The sequence below is a fragment of the Vibrio sp. FF145 genome, assembly GCF_041439075.1.
Taxonomy (GTDB): domain Bacteria; phylum Pseudomonadota; class Gammaproteobacteria; order Enterobacterales; family Vibrionaceae; genus Vibrio; species Vibrio tasmaniensis_A.
This window is the reverse complement of the sequence record NZ_JBGONH010000023.1, coordinates 16594-36313: the sequence shown is the minus strand read 5'-3', so window position 1 is coordinate 36313 and position 19720 is coordinate 16594. Positions and strand designations below refer to the sequence as shown.

General features: G+C 44.4%; 17 protein-coding genes. All 17 read right to left on the bottom strand.

Annotated features, from left to right (window positions below; genetic code table 11):
• Positions 1-46 precede the first annotated feature (46 nt).
• The 17 genes from ACED42_RS10585 to pyrH all read right to left on the bottom strand — a co-directional run bounded on the left by ACED42_RS10585 (position 47) and on the right by pyrH (position 19572).
• Positions 47-358, bottom strand: coding sequence for a cytochrome c (locus tag ACED42_RS10585; protein ID WP_371702498.1), 312 nt, complete (start codon positions 356-358; stop codon positions 47-49).
• Positions 359-416: 58 nt separating this feature from the next.
• Complete coding sequence (gene tilS, locus ACED42_RS10580; RefSeq protein WP_371702496.1) at positions 417-1751, bottom strand: tRNA lysidine(34) synthetase TilS; 1335 nt, start codon at positions 1749-1751, stop codon at positions 417-419.
• A 130-nt stretch (positions 1752-1881) separates the two neighbouring features.
• Positions 1882-2841, bottom strand: a complete 960-nt coding sequence (gene accA, locus ACED42_RS10575) for an acetyl-CoA carboxylase carboxyl transferase subunit alpha (RefSeq protein ID WP_009847403.1) — start codon at positions 2839-2841, stop codon at positions 1882-1884.
• Positions 2842-2886: 45 nt separating this feature from the next.
• Positions 2887-6366 carry a DNA polymerase III subunit alpha gene (gene dnaE, locus ACED42_RS10570; RefSeq protein ID WP_017096818.1) on the bottom strand — a complete coding sequence of 1160 codons (3480 nt, stop codon included), beginning with the start codon at positions 6364-6366 and terminating at the stop codon, positions 2887-2889.
• A gap of 143 nt (positions 6367-6509) precedes the next feature.
• Complete coding sequence (gene rnhB / locus ACED42_RS10565; RefSeq protein WP_012604594.1) at positions 6510-7130, bottom strand: ribonuclease HII; 621 nt, start codon at positions 7128-7130, stop codon at positions 6510-6512.
• A gap of 48 nt (positions 7131-7178) precedes the next feature.
• Entirely contained in the window at positions 7179-8375 is a 1197-nt protein-coding gene (lpxB, locus tag ACED42_RS10560) for a lipid-A-disaccharide synthase (protein WP_269335651.1), read from the bottom strand.
• Between the two features lie 129 nt (positions 8376-8504).
• The gene (lpxA, locus tag ACED42_RS10555) at positions 8505-9293 is read right to left on the bottom strand and encodes an acyl-ACP--UDP-N-acetylglucosamine O-acyltransferase (RefSeq protein WP_009847407.1); all 789 of its coding nucleotides are present in this window, start codon (positions 9291-9293) and stop codon (positions 8505-8507) included.
• Position 9294: 1 nt separating this feature from the next.
• The gene (gene fabZ, locus ACED42_RS10550; RefSeq protein ID WP_009847408.1) at positions 9295-9747 is read right to left on the bottom strand and encodes a 3-hydroxyacyl-ACP dehydratase FabZ; all 453 of its coding nucleotides are present in this window, start codon (positions 9745-9747) and stop codon (positions 9295-9297) included.
• 93 nt (positions 9748-9840) lie between these two features.
• Positions 9841-10872 carry a UDP-3-O-(3-hydroxymyristoyl)glucosamine N-acyltransferase gene (gene lpxD / locus ACED42_RS10545; protein ID WP_371702494.1) on the bottom strand — a complete coding sequence of 344 codons (1032 nt, stop codon included), beginning with the start codon at positions 10870-10872 and terminating at the stop codon, positions 9841-9843.
• Between the two features lie 5 nt (positions 10873-10877).
• A complete protein-coding gene (locus ACED42_RS10540) occupies positions 10878-11378 on the bottom strand; it encodes an OmpH family outer membrane protein (protein WP_009847410.1) in 501 nt (166 codons plus the stop codon).
• Positions 11379-11405: 27 nt separating this feature from the next.
• Complete coding sequence (bamA, locus tag ACED42_RS10535; protein ID WP_012604598.1) at positions 11406-13811, bottom strand: outer membrane protein assembly factor BamA; 2406 nt, start codon at positions 13809-13811, stop codon at positions 11406-11408.
• A 48-nt stretch (positions 13812-13859) separates the two neighbouring features.
• A complete protein-coding gene (gene rseP, locus ACED42_RS10530) occupies positions 13860-15218 on the bottom strand; it encodes a sigma E protease regulator RseP (RefSeq protein WP_017103660.1) in 1359 nt (452 codons plus the stop codon).
• The gene (ispC, locus tag ACED42_RS10525) at positions 15215-16423 is read right to left on the bottom strand and encodes a 1-deoxy-D-xylulose-5-phosphate reductoisomerase (protein ID WP_371702492.1); all 1209 of its coding nucleotides are present in this window, start codon (positions 16421-16423) and stop codon (positions 15215-15217) included. The genes rseP and ispC overlap by 4 nt, the downstream gene beginning before the upstream one ends.
• Before the next feature lie 51 nt (positions 16424-16474).
• Positions 16475-17317, bottom strand: coding sequence for a phosphatidate cytidylyltransferase (locus ACED42_RS10520; protein WP_086049912.1), 843 nt, complete (start codon positions 17315-17317; stop codon positions 16475-16477).
• 16 nt (positions 17318-17333) lie between these two features.
• Complete coding sequence (locus ACED42_RS10515; protein WP_065679077.1) at positions 17334-18086, bottom strand: isoprenyl transferase; 753 nt, start codon at positions 18084-18086, stop codon at positions 17334-17336.
• A 98-nt stretch (positions 18087-18184) separates the two neighbouring features.
• Positions 18185-18742 (bottom strand): ribosome recycling factor, encoded by a 558-nt coding sequence (gene frr, locus ACED42_RS10510; protein ID WP_009847417.1) that lies wholly within the window; start codon positions 18740-18742, stop codon positions 18185-18187.
• A 98-nt stretch (positions 18743-18840) separates the two neighbouring features.
• Positions 18841-19572, bottom strand: coding sequence for a UMP kinase (pyrH, locus tag ACED42_RS10505; RefSeq protein ID WP_009847418.1), 732 nt, complete (start codon positions 19570-19572; stop codon positions 18841-18843).
• Positions 19573-19720: the final 148 nt, after the last annotated feature.

Here is a 19720-nt window from a genome sequence, read left to right as displayed (position 1 = left end):
TGGCTCGAAATTTATCATCTTGTTTAATCAGCGCTTTAAGAAGGTTTTACTTAAGGCTTGAGTAGTAAGCAGCTAGATTAGCAATATCTTCATCACTCAGCATTGAGGCCTGAGCCTGCATGACAGCCGCCAAACCGCCGGTGCGCTGGCCGTTCTTATATGCCTTAATTGATGAAGCGATGTATTGCTCGTTTTGGCCTTTAAGGTTTGGATATCCTGGGATCATTGCGATACCGTCTGCGCCATGACAAGCCGCACAGATTGCCGATTTAGCTTGACCCGCAGCAACATCACCCGCCAGAGCGTTACCACTCAATAGTCCAAATCCAAGAACTAATCCTAGTGTAATTTTCTTCATTGCATATTCCATTAATTATTTTTATTAAAGTGACGGTGAATTGTGACACAAACTTTTTCTACTTGCTCCAAAGCGCTTCACAATCTTGACCTTCGTAGTTTTTATCTACGAATAAGCCTAAAACAGCGATCACTCGATCGCCATCCATTAATATCGGCGTTCGACGTCTTAACCAGCTGGGTACTTGGTATTCCTGAAAAAGCTTCTTGAGTTTTCTACTGTGGCCGCGTCCAACTGGGTGAGCCGACACTCCTTCAGGGTTAAAGATCACTCGCAAGGCTCCGTTGGCTTTAGTAAGGGAAAAACGTTGTACGTCTCGGTTATGAGATGCACTACCACTCGACACCGCTTTCAAATGGATCTCACCTAAACCATCAGGCAATAATAAATTCTCATCAATCAAGATTTCACTTTCCCAGTTCGACAAATCTTTGGTGTCTTGTACCAAATAGAGCTGATTGTTAAAGCGCCTAATCTCAACATCATTCAACACCAGCTTAGGATTGGCATCTGCCTGAGCACAAGCCACTTCATCCCAAATAAGTTTTAGCTGCTTTTGGCTTGGCATCGGTTGCTTACAGTGGCTAAGCCACATTCTTATCAGTCGTGCTCGTAACAAGTCTGAATGTTGGAATAACGCCTCAATGCTTAAACTCTGGCTATCTCCCAAAGCTTGCTGGAAGTGTGATTCAAGCAACTCATCGAGCAGTAACTCTTGCTCTGCGCAAAGCTGAGCACTGCGGCTTACCGACTCGCGAAAACTAGGCCAACGCTCAGTCAGCGTTGGCGTTACTTGATGGCGAATAAAGTTACGGTCAAAACGCAGATCCTGATTACTCTCATCTTCGACCCAAGTTAACCCCATGTCGTGAGCCGATGCTTCGATGTCTGATCGAGTCACAGACAGCAAAGGCCTCACAATAAACGCTTCGCCAAACGACATCACTTTCGCCATTGAAGAGAGTCCTTTCGGACCACTGCCACGTTTTAACGCCAACAAGAAGGTTTCAAGTTGATCGTCAATGTGTTGACCCGTAACAAGCACATCGCCCTGTCTGATGTGCTGCTGAAAAGCTTGGTATCGAGCATCTCGAGCAAGCTTTTCAACGCTCCCACCACAGTTGATATCCAACGAGACCCTTTCTACTGCTAACGAAACCGACAAAGCATCACACCATGTTTGGCATTGCTCAGCCCAAAGATCAGCATTCTTACTGAGACCGTGATGAACGTGCACCGCACAGCACTCAATGTGATGGGACTTAGCGTATTGCGCAGCCAATTCCAATAACACTCGCGAATCGACACCACCACTGAAAGCAACGACTAACCGACGAGGTTTGAGATCGCTTTGTTGAAATGCAGAGGTAAAAGTTTCGATTAAGTGAGTCATGGGGTTAGTGAGCCGTGTGTACTAATGAGAAAGGAGAATGTTTTAATAATAAAAAAGGGTTGGCACTGAGTCCAACCCTTTCATCAACTTGTTACGGAAAGCAGGTCTTATACCTTGCTAAGGTCGCTTATCAGCAGTAACCGTAGCTCATTAGACGCTGGTAACGACGCTCTAGAAGTGCTTCGTTATCAAATTGCTCTAGCTCTTCTAACTGCTTAACTAACATGTCTTTCATGTTCTGAGCTGTCTGTATTGGATCGCGGTGCGCGCCACCTAGAGGCTCAGGGATGATTTCATCGATAAGTTCAAGCTCTTTAAGGCGAGGAGCTACTAGGCCCATCGCTTCAGCAGCTTGTGGCGCTTTATCTGAATCACGCCATAAGATTGAAGCACAACCTTCTGGAGAGATTACTGAGTACGTAGAGTACTGAAGCATGTTCACGTAATCACCAACACCAATCGCTAGTGCACCACCAGAACCGCCTTCACCTACAACGTTACAGATAACCGGAACTGAAAGGCCGGCCATCACTTTTAGGTTCTTAGCGATAGCTTCAGATTGACCACGCTCTTCTGCACCAACACCTGGGTATGCACCCGCTGTGTCGATGAAAGTAATGATTGGCATGTTGAAACGCTCAGCCGTTTCCATTAGGCGAAGTGCCTTACGGTAACCTTCTGGCTTTGGCATACCAAAGTTACGGATCACTTTCTCTTTAGTCTCACGACCTTTCTGGTGACCAATAACCATAACAGGACGACCATTTAGACGAGCCATACCACCCACAATTGCTTTGTCGTCAGCGTAAGCGCGATCGCCCGCCATCTCTTCAAACTCTGTAAAGGCATGCTCCAGGTAATCTTTGGTGTAAGGACGTTGAGGGTGACGAGCAAGTTGAGCTACCTGCCATGCACCCAAGTCACTAAAGATTTTCTGTTTAAGCTCTAAGCTTTTTTTCTCTAGTTGTTCAATTTCTTTGTCTAGATCTACCGCTGTGTCACCACCGTGACGCGAAACGTCACGTAGCGCTTCGATTTTTGCTTCAAGTTCAGCGATAGGCTTTTCAAATTCTAGAAAGTTCAGGCTCATCTATGAATCCTTGTTGATTCAGCTCCGCAGTTACGGAGCTAAATTTTAGTTAAATTCGAGTTCTACTTGGCTATTTCCAAGCAGCTGTTTTAATTCGTCTAGTAATGTATCACTTGGCGTCACACGCCATTCTGTGCCCAATGTTAACCGCGCTCTAGCGTCGGCACGTTGGTAGTATACATTGACTGGGACCGTTCCGGCTCTATAAGGTTCTAAGATTTGACCAAAGCGTTCAAAAAATTGACCGTTAATTTGGGATTGCTCGATAGATATCGACACCCCACGAGCATATTTCTCACGGGCGCTTCCTAAGTCCATGACCTCGCGCGCGGACATTTTAAGCCCACCATTGAAATCATCAAAGCTGACCTGTCCAGAAACAACCACAATTTTGTCTTTTTCGAGCAATTCTGCGTAGCGATCGAGCGCATCAGAGAACAACATCACTTCCATCCGACCCGATCGGTCATCAAGAGTCATCAAACCGATTCGAGTACCGCGCTTCGTGGTCATGACCCTAGCCGCAATGACCAAACCTGCAATCGTCAAGGATTGGTCACGACGAGTCGGCGTCGCATCTTTCAAGCGACAGCTGGTGTATTTCGCAAGTTCTTTAATGTAAGCATTCACCGGGTGACCCGTTAAATACAAACCAAGCGTTTCGCGTTCACCTTCTAGCCAAACCTTTTCAGGCCATTTAGGCACTTGAGTATACTTGTGTTCAACCTCTTCCGGAGCGTCGGTCAACACACCAAACATATCAGATTGACCGAACGACTCAGCATGGTGATGTTGGCTTGCTGCCTTAACCGCATCTTTCAAAGATGCCATCATCGCCGCTCGGTGAGGACCTAATCTATCTAAGGCTCCGGATAGAATCAACTTTTCGATAACACGTTTGTTGACCTTCTTCAGATCAAGACGTGCACAGAAGTCGAATAAGTCTTTAAAGTAACCACCTTTGTTACGCGCTTCGATGATGGCTTCAATTGGGCCTTCACCAACCCCTTTAATTGCACCGATGCCATAAACAATTGCGCCATCTTCATCCACATTAAAGCGGTAGAGGCCCGAGTTGATGTCAGGTGGAAGGAGCTTGAGCTTCATACGGAAACACTCATCGACAAGGCCAATAACCTTCTCGGTGTTATCCATATCCGCGGTCATTACTGCCGCCATGAATTCCGCAGGGTAGTGTGTTTTCAACCACAGTGTTTGATAAGAAACCAGTGCGTATGCAGCCGAGTGAGATTTGTTAAAGCCGTAGCCCGCAAACTTCTCTACCAAGTCAAAGATCTTCATGGACAGTTCGCCATCAACACCATTGGCTTCAGCACCTTCTTTAAAGGTACCGCGCTGCTTTGCCATCTCTTCAGGCTTTTTCTTACCCATCGCACGACGTAGCATATCGGCTCCACCAAGCGTATAACCCGCAAGGATCTGAGCGATTTGCATTACCTGTTCTTGATACAAGATAATGCCGTAAGTCGGTTCTAGTGTTTCTTTAAGCGATTCGTGTTGCCACGTTTCATCAGGGTAAGATACCGCCTCTCGTCCGTGTTTACGGTCGATAAAGTTATCTACCATGCCTGATTGCAGAGGGCCCGGACGGAACAAGGCCACCAATGCGATGATATCTTCAAAACAGTCGGGTTGCAGACGCTTGATCAGGTCTTTCATACCACGAGATTCCAGTTGGAATACCGCCGTCGTTTCTGAATTCTGTAATAGGTTAAATGACGCTTGATCATCCAAAGGAATCGACTCGATACGAACCGGATCTTTCCCCTCTTTCGCTAAGCGAGGGTTTACTAGGCCTAGTGCCCAGTCAATGATCGTCAGTGTACGCAGCCCCAAGAAGTCAAACTTAACCAAGCCAGCAGTTTCTACGTCATTCTTATCGAATTGCGTTACTGGGAAGTTACCTTCCGCATCGGCATAGATAGGTGCAAAATCAGTAATCGTGGTCGGTGAGATTACAACACCACCTGCGTGTTTACCTGCGTTTCGCGTACAACCTTCTAGAATTCGACATTTATCAATCAGCTCACGAACTTCTTCATCGCCGTCGTAGAGTTCAGGCAATGCAGGCTCAGCGAGGAATGCTTTCTCTAGCGTCATACCCGGATCAGGCGGAACTAGCTTAGAAATACGGTCAACGAAGCCAAATGGGTGGCCTAATACACGGCCAACGTCGCGGATTACCGCTTTTGCCGCCATAGTACCGAAGGTGATGATCTGAGAAACGGCATCACGGCCGTACATTTCAGCTACGTGGTCAATAACTTGGTCACGTTTATCCATACAGAAATCGATATCGAAATCGGGCATCGATACACGTTCTGGGTTCAAGAAACGTTCGAACAGCAAGTCATATTCAAGTGGATCAAGATCGGTGATATCAAGCGCGTAAGCCACCAAAGAACCGGCACCAGAACCACGACCTGGGCCTACTGGTACATCGTTATCTTTTGACCACTGGATGAACTCCATTACGATCAAGAAGTAACCTGGGAAACCCATGTTATTAACTACTTCTAGCTCGATTTTAAGTCGCTCATCGTATTCAGGCCTGCGTTCAGCTCTGACTTTTTCATCAGGAAACAAGAATGCTAAACGTCGCTCAAGACCTTCTTCTGATTTTTTGATCAAGAAGTCTTCAATCGCTAAGCCTTCCGTTGGGAAGTTAGGTAAGAAGTACTCCCCTAAACGCACAGTCACGTTACAACGCTTGGCGATCTCAACGCTGTTCTCTAATGCTTCAGGGATATCTGAGAACAACTCACACATCTCTTCTTCGCTACGGAGGTACTGTTGTGGACTGTAGTTTTTCGGTCGACGTGGATCAACCATGGTAAAGCCGTCGTGAATCGCCACACGGATTTCATGAGCGTCAAACAAGTCTTCGGAAATGAAGACCACTTCATTAGTCGCGACAACAGGCAGGTCTTCTTGCTCGGCTAATTCCAGCGCAAAGTGCAGATAAGACTCTTCGTCCGTACGTCCAGTTCGAATGAGCTCCAGATAAAAACGGTCTGCGAAATGTGTTTTGTAAAACTCAACGCTGCTTGCAACCAACTCTCTATTGCCTTTCAGCAACGCTTTACCAATCTCACCTTCTTTTGCACCCGATAAAAGAATCAGGCCTTCCGCATGTTCAATCAGCCACTCTTTATCAATAACAGGCTGATGCTGCACATGGCCACGAAGGTAAGCTTTTGATATTAATAACGTTAGGTTGTTGTAGCCTTTATTACTCGTTGCAATAACGGTGAGTTTTGTCAATTCATCGCCAAAATCAGGAGACTGCATCAAGAAGTCAGAACCAATAATTGGTTTAACCCCACACCCATGAGCAGTACCGTAGAATTTCACCAAACCGCACAGGTTGGTAAAGTCGGTCAATGCTAGAGCAGGCATACCCATTTCAGCGACTTTTTTAACTAATGGTGGCACCTTGGATAGGCCATCCACCATCGAAAAGTCACTGTGTACGCGTAGGTGAACAAATTTTGGATCTGACATTATTTTTCCTGAGTTCTAGGTTTGAGCCTAGGATTACAACTGTGTGTATTCTATTTTTTTCTAGCGCCACTAAGCAACTTTATTCGATGCTAAGCTCTAGTTTACGTAAAGCTCTAATCTATATAGAGCTTATTCAATTCGCTCTAATCTATGCCAAGAATACGTTTTACTGGCTTAAAGCTTTTACGGTAATGCTCGGTTACGCCATGTTTTTCAATCGCTTCAAAATGCGCTTTTGTCGGGTAACCTTTATGTTTAGCAAAACCAAACTCTGGATGAAGCTTATCAAGTTCTTCCATCTCTTGGTCACGAACCACTTTAGCGATGATAGACGCTGCGCTGATTTCAGCCACCCGTAAATCCCCTTTCACAATAGCCAGACCGGCCATCGGTAGCTCAGGGACTCGGTTTCCATCTATTAGCGCCATATCAGGTTGAACACTCAGCCCGGCAATAGCACGCTGCATAGCTACCATAGTCGCTTGTAAGATATTCAACTCATCAATTTCTTGTGGGGAACAACGACCCACAGACCATGCCAAGGCTTTCTCTTTAATTTCAGGAAGCAGAGCAAGGCGCTTTTTCTCAGACAGTTTTTTTGAATCGTTCAAGCCTTCGATTGGGTTATTCGGATCGAGGATAACCGCGGCGGTAACTACATCACCAACTAACGGCCCACGCCCCACTTCATCAACACCAGCGAATAACTGGTAGCCTTGAGGATACTCAAAAGGAGGAAATTCTTTTTTCTCTTTTACTGCCATGACAATTCTCTTTGTAACTTTTAAGCAAATGCTTTTGAAAGAAGCACTTTATGATTCAACAAACTCTCGACCGATCAATTTCAGAACTGCGTTAGCCGCCTGTTTGTCAGCATCTTTACGAATCCAGTGATGCATTTCAGTAAAGCGTTCAATAAGTGGCGCGTTGTCGGTTGAAAGCATCTTATCGACCGATGGGAAAAGGTAATCTGGGTGACACTCTTCAAGAATGTGTTCTTTTACGATTTCTTCACCCGCTAGGATATTCGGTAACGAGACAAATTCTGTGATCGACAATTTCTTAACGATATAGCCAGTGAGCTTGTTGACCTTGTAGCCAACGACCATCGGTCGTTTCAGCAACATACACTCAAGAGCAACAGTACCAGAAGCTAACAAAACAGAATCAGCAGCAGTAATCACATTGGTAGCCGTATCTTCTACTAAGGTAAATTCAAGTTCAGGTGCCGTCGATTGCCAGATCTCTGTAAACTGTTTCTTGCGCTGTTCATTAACCAATGCAACAACAAAATTGATATCAGGGTACTTTTGCTTAATGCGCTGACAAGTTTCGATAAATGGTTGAGCAATCAAACTCATTTCACCACCACGGCTACCTGGCAATACCGCTAACCACGGCTTATCTTGATCTAAACCTAAAAGATCGCGAGCCTCTTTCTTATTCGGCTCCAGTGGAATGGTATCAGCCAACGTGTGGCCAACGAATTCACAAGCAACGTTATATTTATCATAAAACGCTTTTTCGAATGGTAAGAAAGCCAGTACCAAATCGGTTGCTTTGTCGATTTTAAAGATACGCTTTGGACGCCATGCCCAGACTGAAGGGCTGACATAATGAACAGTCTTAATGCCCGCGTTCTTAAGATCTAATTCAAGTCTTAGATTAAAGTCTGGCGCATCGATACCGACGAAGACATCTGGCGGGTTTTGAGTAAAATACTTAACTAGCTCCGCTTTCACTTTTAGCAAGCGAGGTAAACGACCAAGCACTTCTACAAGCCCCATCACGGCAAGCTCTTCCATTTCGAAAAGAGACTCACAACCAAGCGCCTTCATTTTTGGTCCGCCAATACCCACGAATTCAGCATTCGGATATTGTGATTTGATCGCTTTAATAAAGCCTTCGCCAAGCGTGTCACCAGAGAGTTCTCCGACAACGATACCTACACGCAGAGGTTCATTCGAAACAAAGTCCAAGCTATTGGTTGCTGCTTCTTGCTGTGCCATAGTTTTCTAATTCCCTTCTTGCCTAAAACAAAAAAGATCGCCTAACGAGTAGCGATCTTTTTGTTATACCAATCTAACGAGGTAACTATTGTCATACTCATGTTGATTGGTACATAACCACATCAAGTATTAACGAATAATACCGCGCTCAGAGCTCTCTAGCATTTCTAACATAGGAGTTACCGAAGCAAACTCTTTCGCCATTTCAACTAAAGCGGCTTTCGCTTCTTCAAGTGTTTTGCCTGAACGGTATAACTCTTTGTACGCTTTCTGTAATGCTCGAATTTCTGGTTTCTCAAATCCGTTACGCTTCAAGCCCACTAGGTTGAGGCCGAATGGAGCGGCATGATTACCCTGTGCAAGCACGTACGGCAGTACATCTTGAACAACCGCAGAACAGCCACCAATGTAAGCGTAAGCACCAATAGAACAAAATGGGTGAATAGCAGAAAGCGCCATAACACCCGCATAATCGCCAACGGTTACGTGGCCACCAAGAATAGCATTGTTACCAATGTGAGTATGGTTACCAACAATAACATCATGCGCTACGTGAGCATTTACACAAAGTAAGTTGTCGTCACCAATCACAGTGGTAGCTTTGTCTTGAGTTGTACCACGGTGGATCTGAACTGCTTCACGAATCACATTACGGTCACCGATCACAACAGTCGTGTCTTCACCACCGTATTTCTTATCTTGGTTTTCTTCTCCAATCACAGCGTGTGGGAAGATTCGGTTTTGCTTACCAATTGTCGTGTGACCTTTGATCACAACATGCGACATCACTTCAGTGTCGTCACCAATTGTCACGTTACCAGCAATGTAAGTGAAAGGACCAACCGTCACGTTAGCACCGATAGTTACATCACCTTCGATTACTGCTGCCGGGTGAATTTTCGCTGTTTCATGAATCATATTAAAACTCTCTACGAGCACATTTAAGTTCAGCTGAACATACAACTACGCCGTCAACTTTCGCTACACCGTTGAACGATGCAATGCCACGACGTTCTTTTAAGAACTCAACTTCGATAACCAATTGGTCACCTGGCACTACTGGCTTGCGGAACTTCGCTTTATCTACGCTAGCAAAGTAGTAAAGCTCATTACCAGAAGGAGCACCAAAAGATTTAAATGCTAGAAGACCTGTTGCTTGCGCCATTGCTTCTAAGATCAACACACCTGGGAATACAGGAAGTTGTGGGAAGTGGCCTGTGAACTGAGGTTCGTTAACAGAAACATTCTTAATCGCAGTCAGTGTTTTTTCTTTTTCAAAGCTAGTCACACGATCAACCATTAAGAATGGGTAGCGATGAGGTAATAGTTCCTGAATTTCAGTAATGTTCATCGTTGTCTGTTCAGTAGTCAAAGTCGTATTCCTATGTATATTCTTTATTTAATGAGAAGGATTATAAACGAAAAAGACTCGCTGTACGCGAGCCTTTTATTAGAAATGCTGGAATTATGATTCCGCGCTGTTCTCGATAAGTTTTTCAACGGTTTTCAAACGCTTGTTCATTTCATCAATACGATGAACTCGCGTTGCTGTTTTACGCCAATCTTTATTTGGCTGCAAAGGAATACCTGAAGAGTACATGCCTTTTTCGGTGATACTGCGCATTACCATCCCCATACCGGTGATTGTAACGCCGTCAACGATTTCTATATGACCATTAATCACACAACCGCCACCAATAATACAGTACTTACCTATCGTTGTGCTGCCGGCAATGATAGTACCACCTGCAATAGCAGAACCATATCCGATGTGAACATTATGAGCTATCTGAAGTTGGTTATCTAAGATAACGTTATCTTCAATAATAGTGTCATCTAATGCACCACGGTCAACGGTAGTACACGCGCCGATTTCTACGCGGTTACCAACACGAACTGAACCGACTTGCGGGATCTTAACCCACTCGCCTTTCTCATTCGCATAACCAAAACCATCGGATCCAATCACTGTACTAGATTGAATCAAACATGCTTCGCCGATCACCACTTCATGGTAAACACTTACGTTAGCCCAAAGCTTAGTACCTGCGCCAATTTTTGCATTTTGACCAATAAAGCAACCAGCACCGATAACGACGTCATCACCAAGCACTACGCCAGTTTCAATCACAGCATTGGCACCAATAGACACATTTTGTCCAATGGTCGCGTCGCCTGAAATTGAAGCAGAATCAGCAATACCCGCAGCTGGCGCTGGCGTGGTATCAAGCGCTTGAGCAACCTTAGCAAAAGCAACATAAGGGTCGTTGACCACAATAACGTTGGTCTTACACAGTTCACGCTCGCTCTCTTTAACCATAATAGCGGATGCTTTACAGTCACCAAGGTGCTTGCTGTACTTCACGTTCGAAAGGAACGTAATATTTCCTTCTTGCGCTTTATCCATAGGAGCGACTGCTGAAACGGTAACTGCACCGTCTCCGTGTAGCTCTCCACCGGTAATCGTTGCCAATTCGGCTAAGGTCAGATTCTTCATAAAACTTATTTCAGTGATTTAATTACTTTTTCAGAGATGTTGTATTCTGGCTTACCGTACTGCAGAGCTTGAATATCAACGATCATGTCGTAGCCTTCTTTCTCTGCAACTTTAGTTACAGCATCTTGAATTACTTTGAATAGCTTCTGCTTCTCTTGTGCTTCACGACGTTGGCTTGCTTTTTCTAGTGCTTGAGCTTTGATTTTGTATTTGCTGTCTAGTTGGCCGACTTCAATACGAAGTTTCTCTACTTCATCAGGCCCTAATAGCTCACCATCACGCTTAAGCTTTTCAATCTTAGTCTTAGCTTCAGCTTGGATACTTTGAAGCTCAGCAGCTTTATCTTTGAACTCTTCCTGCATTTTTTGAAGAACAACTTCACGCTGAGGTAGAGCCTGGAATACTTGTGCAGTATTTACATAGCCCACTTTTTGCGCAGCTTCAGCCGCTGTTGCAAAGAAAGAAGAGCTAAGAACTACAAGGCCTAAACCTGCTGCTTTAATCATATTTTTCAAAATATTGTCCTTTAAAGATTAGAAAGTTCTACCAATGGTGAATGTGAAGAATTCTTCGTCATCGCCTTCGTAGATTTTGATTGGTTTCGCTAGAGAGAAAACCAATGGTCCCATCGGTGACATCCACTGAAGAGCGGCACCATAAGATGAACGGTAATTTGTTGGGTCAGAGTAATCGTAGTAGTACTGTTGACCGCTATTCGGTGCGCCACGGTCTACGAATTCGGTATCCCATACACTTGCCATATCGAAGAACACGCTAGTTCGAATCTGACTGCGCGCTTCATCAGAAGCAAACGGTGTTGGTACGATTAACTCTACGCTAGCCAAAGCAACCGCATTACCACCAACCGAATCATCGGTCGCAGAATTGTACGTCGGGTTGTTGCCCGTGCTATTTCCGTAAACAGCTTTTGGACCAGCTGAGTTAGAACCAAAACCACGTAGTGTTGTAAAACCACCCGCGTAGTAGTTTTCGTAGAATGGGAACAAGTTATCATTACCATCCGTTTGGCCATAACCGTTACCATAGCCTAATCGACCACGCATCAATAGTGTAAACTCATGCTTTTTAGTCAACGGAATGTAATGTTTTACATCGTATTGCGCTTTGAAGTATTTAGCATCCGAACCGGGTACTGTCATTTTCGCGAAAGCACGTTGGTGGTTACCTTCAGTAGGGAAGAAGCCACGGTTAAGGTTGTTGCGCGTCCAAGAGATATTGATATCGAAGTCATCGGTTAAGATATGCTCATCACCGTATTGGTCAATACTTCTCGCAAACTGTTCAACTTGAATATAGGTAGGAACGTTACCGATCTTGTTGTGCGTATAACCAAAACCAAACTCGAGACGGTTCAGCTCATCCATAGGGAAACCCCATGTTAAGCTCGTACCATAACTTTGGTTGGTATAATCGACAATACCCGCTTCAGAGGCTTCAAATTCGTTGTAGAAGATTTTGCCGCCCATACTCACGCCATCAAGGTTCCAGTATGGGTCGCGGTAGTCTAAGCTCACATTCTTTTGGTAATCGTTCATCATGGCGCTTACGCCAACACGGTTACCAGAACCTGCAAAGTTATCTTGCTGTAAACCAACCTGGAAGCTGACACCCGATTCAGTACCGTAGCCAACACCGAAGTTGACGCTACCCGAGTTAGCTTCCTTAACGTTGTAAACCAGATCCACTTGGTCTTCACTGCCAGGAACACGTACCGTTTGCACATCGACCGTTTCAAAAAAGCCTAAACGGTTAAGACGGCTCTTACCTGTATCAATCGACTTGGAGTTCAGCCAGCTGCCTTCCATTTGACGCATTTCACGACGCAGTACTTCATCTTTCGTTGAGTTGTTACCCGTGAATCGAATATCACGAACGTAGATACGACTGCCCGCTTCTACATTGATAACCAACGACACTTCTTTGGTCTCATCGTCAAATTCAGGAATCGTACGAACTTGTGGGTACGCATAGCCAGATTCGCCTAGAATTCGTTTCACGCTCTCTTCTAAAGACGTTACAGAAGAGCCGTTATATGTATCGCCATCTTCGAATGGCACTAACGCTTCGAAGTCAGCCTCGCGGCCGATAAGCTCACCACGGAAAGAGACATCTTTAACGGTGTAGGCTTCACCTTCGTCTAGGCCTAGCGTGATGTAAACACCTTTCTTATCAGGAGAGATCGCAACCTGAGTCGAATCTACCTTAAACTTAAGGTAACCACGGTCAAGGTAGTAAGATTTCAACGCTTCGATGTCACCGGCTAGTACTTGCTTCTGGTATTTTTCATCCGCGAGGAAATTCCACCATGCAACATCAACGTTCAAGTTGAAACGACTAAGTAGATCAGCGTCAGAGAAAACTTCGTTACCGATAAAGTTAATTTGCTGAATCTTAGCGGACACGCCCTCAGTAAACACAAACTTAAGGTCAGAACGGTTACGAGGCAGAGGCGTCACTACGGCTTTTACTGTCGCGTTGTATTTACCAACACTGTAGTAAAAATCTTCAAGGCCCTTCTCAATGTTACTCAGTGTAGTACGATCAAGGGCTTCACCTTCACGAACACCAGATGCATCTAGGTTCTGCTGAAGTTGTTCTTCTTTGATCGCCTTGTTACCTGAGAATGAGATGCTTGCGATGGTCGGTCGTTCTTTGACTTGAACAACTAAAACATCATCATCGCGAAGGACTTTAACGTCCTCAAAGTTGCCTGAAGCATACAGTGCACGAATGATCTCAGATACATCGCCGTCATCCACTTCATCGCCAATACGTACTGGCATTTTCAGTAGAGCTGCACCAAGTGCAACACGCTGTAAACCTTCGATCTTGATATCTTGAACTACAAAGTTTTGTGCTCCGTTCGCAGCCACACTAGTGGCCAATAGACTTGCGAACAGAATTTGCTTAATCGCCATACTTATTCTAATTATTCCTTGCTACTACCAATGCCTGTGAGAAACCATTCACAGACGAGTAAAATCATTAAATATTGCCAGAGCCATCAAAGAGAAGAGGATTGCGCCTCCCACTCTGTATCCCATTTCTTGAACTTTTTCAGGTACAGGTTTACGAGTAACGGCCTCAATAGCGAAAAAGAGCAAATGTCCGCCATCAAGCATAGGCAGCGGAACCAAATTAATAATACCCAAGTTAACACTAATCAGAGCTAAAAAACCTAAGAAGTAAACTAAACCGTAATCGGCGGTTGCCCCTGCGCCTTTAGCAATTGAAATTGGGCCACTCAAGTTATTTAAGCCAACATCACCAACGATGAGCTTCTTAAGCATTGTTAGCGTCAAACCTATGATTTGACCTGTTTTATCAAATGCTTTTCCTACAGACTCAATTACACCAAATTGTAACTCAAAGCGATAATCTTCTGGCCATTCTGCGACTTCGGGAGCAATACCCGCATAGCCGATTGTAGAACCATCAGAAAATTCGCGACTATTCGGCGTCATAACCAATGACCGCTCAACACCATTTCGTAATACGACAAGGTCCAAGGGCATCATTGGGTGTGAACGGATTAATTCAACAACCGACTTCCACTGCTCAATAGGCTGACCATTAATTTCGACGATTTTGTCGCCAGATTCTAGCCCTGCAGAATAGGCAGCACCGTCATCAATAACTTGAGCGAGCACTGTCGATATCTCTGGAGAATACGGTCTAAAACCAAGCGTTGTCATTGCTGACTCAGTTTCTGGGTTGAACGACCAGTCAGAAATATCCAATGTTATCTGTTGTTCAAAGCCGATGTCGTCTTGAGAAGAAACCGTTACAGTCATGGACTCATCACCAATATGTGATATCAAACCCAAGTTTACTGATTCCCAATCTGCGGTTTTGATTCCTGAAATAGATTTAAGTTCCATTCCAGTTTCAATTCCGGCTTGTGCCACGATAGATTGAGGAGTGACTTCTCCAATCACAGGCTTAACCGCTGGAACACCAATCAAAAAAACCAGCCAATATGCGAACACGGCAAAGATAAAGTTGAATGCTGGACCTGCCCCCACAATCGCCGTTCGTTTCCACAACGGTTTCTTATCAAAAGCGTATTGCTGTTCGTCTTCAGAAAGATCATCAACACGACCATCAAGCATCTTAACGTAGCCGCCCAATGGAATGACAGACAAGCTGTACTCTGTGCCATCGCGGCCAACTTTACTCCAGATCGATTTACCAAAACCAATCGAGAATTTTTCTACTTTCACACCGCAGCGACGAGCAACCCAGAAGTGTCCAAACTCATGAACAGCGACCAGAATACCAAGCGCTACAATAAAGGATGCGAAGTTCCACAGAATTCCACTCATGCTAGCTGCTCTTTTATAAATTGAATGGCTATTTGACGAGACATATTATCGAGCTCAAGAAGGCTTTCCAAGCTATCTAAGCCCTCAGAGTTATGTTGTTCACATACTTTGTTCATAACATACTCGTTAATGATAGCAATATCGGTAAACTTCACTTGATTGTTCAAGAAAGCATCGACTGCAATTTCGTTTGCCGCATTAATCGCTGTTGTTGCATGCTGACCCAAATAGCACGCCTCAATGGCTAATCTCAAACATGGGTAACGAGTTAAATCGGGCTCTAAGAAGGTAAGCTCGCCCACTTTGGTGAAATCCAGAGGCTTAACACCCGCTTCTGTGCGTTCAGGATAAGACATCGTCAAAGCGATTGGCGTTGCCATATCGGGTTCGCCCATTTGAGCGAGCACCGAGCCATCCTTGTACTGAACCATAGAATGAATCACAGACTGAGGGTGGATAATAACTTTGAGTTGCTCTTGAGAGGCATTAAATAGCCATTTCGCCTCAATGTACTCTAAGCCTTTATTCATCATAGTTGCTGAATCGACAGAGATCTTAGGGCCCATTGACCAGTTTGGGTGTGCGATAGCTCGTTCTGGTGTTACCGACTCTAGCTCTGCAACGTCCGTATAACGGAAAGGACCACCCGAACCAGTCAAAAGAATATGGTTGATACCGTTCTCTTCTAAATCACAACGGCCTAGGTTAGTTTGTACGTTTTGAGGCAAGCATTGAAAGATAGCATTGTGTTCACTATCAACAGGAAGTAGTTCAGCGCCGTACTTCTCTACGGCGTCGATAAATAACTGCCCTGACATCACTAAGGCTTCTTTATTAGCCAATAAGATACGCTTGCCCGCTTTAACTCCTGACATAGTAGGAAGCAAACCTGCCGCACCCACAATAGCAGCCATTACCGTGTCCACTTCATCTAGAGAAGCGACCTGACACATGCCTTCAGAACCAGAAAGAACTTTGATGTTTGGGTAATTCGTAGACAACACTTCAGTTAGCTTAGATGCTGCATCAGGGCAAGCCATAGCAACATAGCTTGGTTGCCACTTTTCAACTAACGCCAGCATCTTTTCAACATTCGAGCCTGCAGCCATTGCTACGACCGAATAGAGTTCTGGGTTTTGTTCAACGACTTTTAGTGTACTTGCACCAATTGAGCCGGTAGCGCCAAGAATAGTTAGATTTCGCATCACATATGACCGTAGAAATGTAATAAAGGGCAGAATCACTGCCCTTTTTTATTAGAATGCTAAATAAAGCAGAGCAAAGACAGGGAATGCAGCCGTTAAGCTATCTATTCTATCAAGTATACCACCATGACCAGGAATCAGATTACTGCTGTCTTTCACCCCAGAAACACGTTTAAACATGCTTTCAACAAGATCACCAAGAACAGAAATAACGACGGTCACAAGAGTAATAACAATCATGTGGAGAGGACTTGTGAATTGGATATCAAACAAGTCAGCAAAGATCCAGGCCACGATCACTGCTGTAATAATGCCACCAATAAGACCTTCAATCGTTTTATTAGGACTCACCGCAGGGGCCATTTTTCGCTTGCCAAAGCTCTTTCCTGAAAAGTAAGCACCACTGTCCGCAGCCCAAACAAGCAAGCAAACGAACATCACCAATTTTGCGCCGTGGTAAGGATCAACATCGATACCGTTAGCGCGCAGGATAACCACACTCCAGAAGAATGGTAGCAAAGTCAGCACGCCAAATGCGTGACGAAGAATTGATGAGTCTTTCCATGCTGGCATAGACTTAGGATAAGTCACTGCCATACCACTTGCGATTACCCACCAAATTGAACCAATCGTCAGAATGGCATAGTGAGCACTCGATAAGTTATTAAGGCTAAATGCATCAAAAGGTATAAAAGCAAAACTGGCAGCACTTACCACAACTGTTGGAATCAACGCTAAATAACGCGATTTGCTTTCAACAAACTGAGTCCACTCCCAAAAACCCAGTAGCGAGATTACCGCTAGTGAAAGAATAAACGTGGGAAGTGATAACTCGAAAATACCTAGAATAACTAGGGGAGCTAAAATCAACGCCGTAATAATTCGTTGTTTCAAACCAAAAAAATCCTTATTAACTGTCCATCAGAGCTTTAATTTGCTCACCGGTGCATCCAAAACGACGCTCGCGATTTACAAACCAAGTCACAGCTTCTACTAAGCTGTCTTCATTAAAGTCTGGCCAGAATTGTTCAGTGAAATACATTTCGGCGTAAGCTAATTGCCAAAGCATAAAGTTACTAATGCGGCACTCGCCACTGGTGCGGATAAGTAGATCGACTTCTGGAATATCTGCCATCGTCAGGTGCTGTGTAATCATAGCTTCATCAATGTCTTCTACATTAATATCGCCAGACTTAACCTGTTGAGCAATCGAAGTCATCGCTTGCTGGATATCCCACTTACCGCCGTAGTTAGCCGCAATATTAATAACCATACCCGTATTGGTGCTAGTCAAAGCTTCCGCTTCTTCTATTTTCTTTTGTAGTCGCGCATTAAAACGACTTTTATCACCAATAACACGAAGTTGAAGATTATTTTTATGAAGCTTTTTTACTTCACTCGACAGCACTGAAATAAACAGTTCCATCAAGAGACCCACTTCTTCTTCAGGACGACGCCAATTTTCACTACTAAAAGCAAAAAGAGTTACGGCTTTAATGCCAAGTCTAGCTGCTGAAGATATGGTTTTTCGAACGGCTTGAACGCCATTTTTATGACCAAATACACGAGGCTTACCCTGAGCTTTTGCCCAGCGACCATTACCATCCATAATGATAGCAATGTGTTTAGGAAGAGAGTCTGTGAACGCTTGAGAATTATGCATAAAAGAGTGAATCAAATTCTAATAGTCGAACAGAATAGCATAAAAAAACGCTGCACCGTGAGTACAGCGTTTTTCCTGAAAGAAAAGAATATGGAAAATTAAACTTCCATCAACTCTTTTTCTTTAACTGCTAGAACTTCGTCTACGTTCTTAACCGCAGCGTCAGTTAGCTTTTGAATTTCGTCTTGTGCTTTACGATCTTCGTCTTCTGAAATTTCTTTGTCTTTAAGAAGCGCTTTTAGATCGCCATTCGCGTCACGACGGATGTTACGAATAGCAACACGGCCACCTTCAGCTTCGCCACGAACGATTTTAACTAGGTCTTTACGACGCTCTTCCGTAAGCGGTGGAAGTGGAACGCGAATAACCGTACCTGCAGACATAGGGTTTAAGCCTAGGTCAGAAGTCATGATTGCTTTTTCAACAAGAGGAGTCAGTGTTTTATCAAACACTGTAATTGCTAGTGTACGTGCGTCTTCAGCAATAACGTTAGCTACTTGAGTCAAAGGCGTTGGTGCACCGTAGTACTCAACAGTAAGACCAGAAAGTAGGCTCGGGTGAGCACGGCCTGTACGGATTTTTTGTAGGCTGTTTTTTAGTGCATCAACACTTTTTACCATGCGCTCTTGAGCGTCTTTTTTGATTTCGTTAATCACAATTTCACCTTGATTATGTTCTTTCTTCAAGAAAGCTTTTTATTTGGAGTGATAAGGATAAGCTTACCGAAGCATTATACTTCAGTAAGCCCGAAAAATTAGTCAGCGTCGCTGATTAATGTACCTTCAGTTTCACCCATAACCACGCGACGTAGTGCGCCTGGCTTATTCATGTTAAATACACGGATTGGCATTTTGTGGTCACGTGCTAGCGTAAATGCGGCCAAGTCCATTACTTTCAATTCTTTCTCAAGAATTGTGTTGTAAGACAACGTATCATACAACTCTGCGTCTGGGTTTGCTACTGGGTCAGCAGTAAATACACCATCTACTTTTGTTGCTTTTAGAACTACGTCAGCTTCGATTTCGATACCGCGTAAACATGCAGCAGAGTCTGTAGTAAAGAATGGGTTACCAGTACCAGCAGAGAAGATCACAACACGACCTTGACGTAGTTGGCTGATTGCATCTGCCCAGTTGTAGTCGTCACATACACCTTTAAGAGGAATTGCTGACATTACACGTGCGTTTACGTAAGCACGGTGTAGTGCGTCACGCATAGCAAGGCCGTTCATTACCGTTGCAAGCATCCCCATATGGTCACCAACAACACGGTTCATACCCGCTTCTGCTAGGCCTGCGCCACGGAAAAGGTTACCACCACCGATAACAACACCAACTTGAACGCCTAGTTCAACTAATTCTTTTACTTCTTGAGCCATACGATCAAGGATCGTTGGGTCAATACCAAAACCTTCTTCGCCTTGTAGCGCTTCACCGCTAAGTTTTAACAGAATACGTTGATACGCTGGTTTAGGGTTCGTAGTCATGGAGCTTACCTTCCAAAGAGTTGATGATTAACAGTCATGGATAAAAACTGAAGAGCTCAGTTTGCATTCATAACAGCTAAAAGCCGGAAATAATTCATTATTCATAAAAAGACCGCAGCATTTGCCACGGTCTCTTTTCAAACAATAC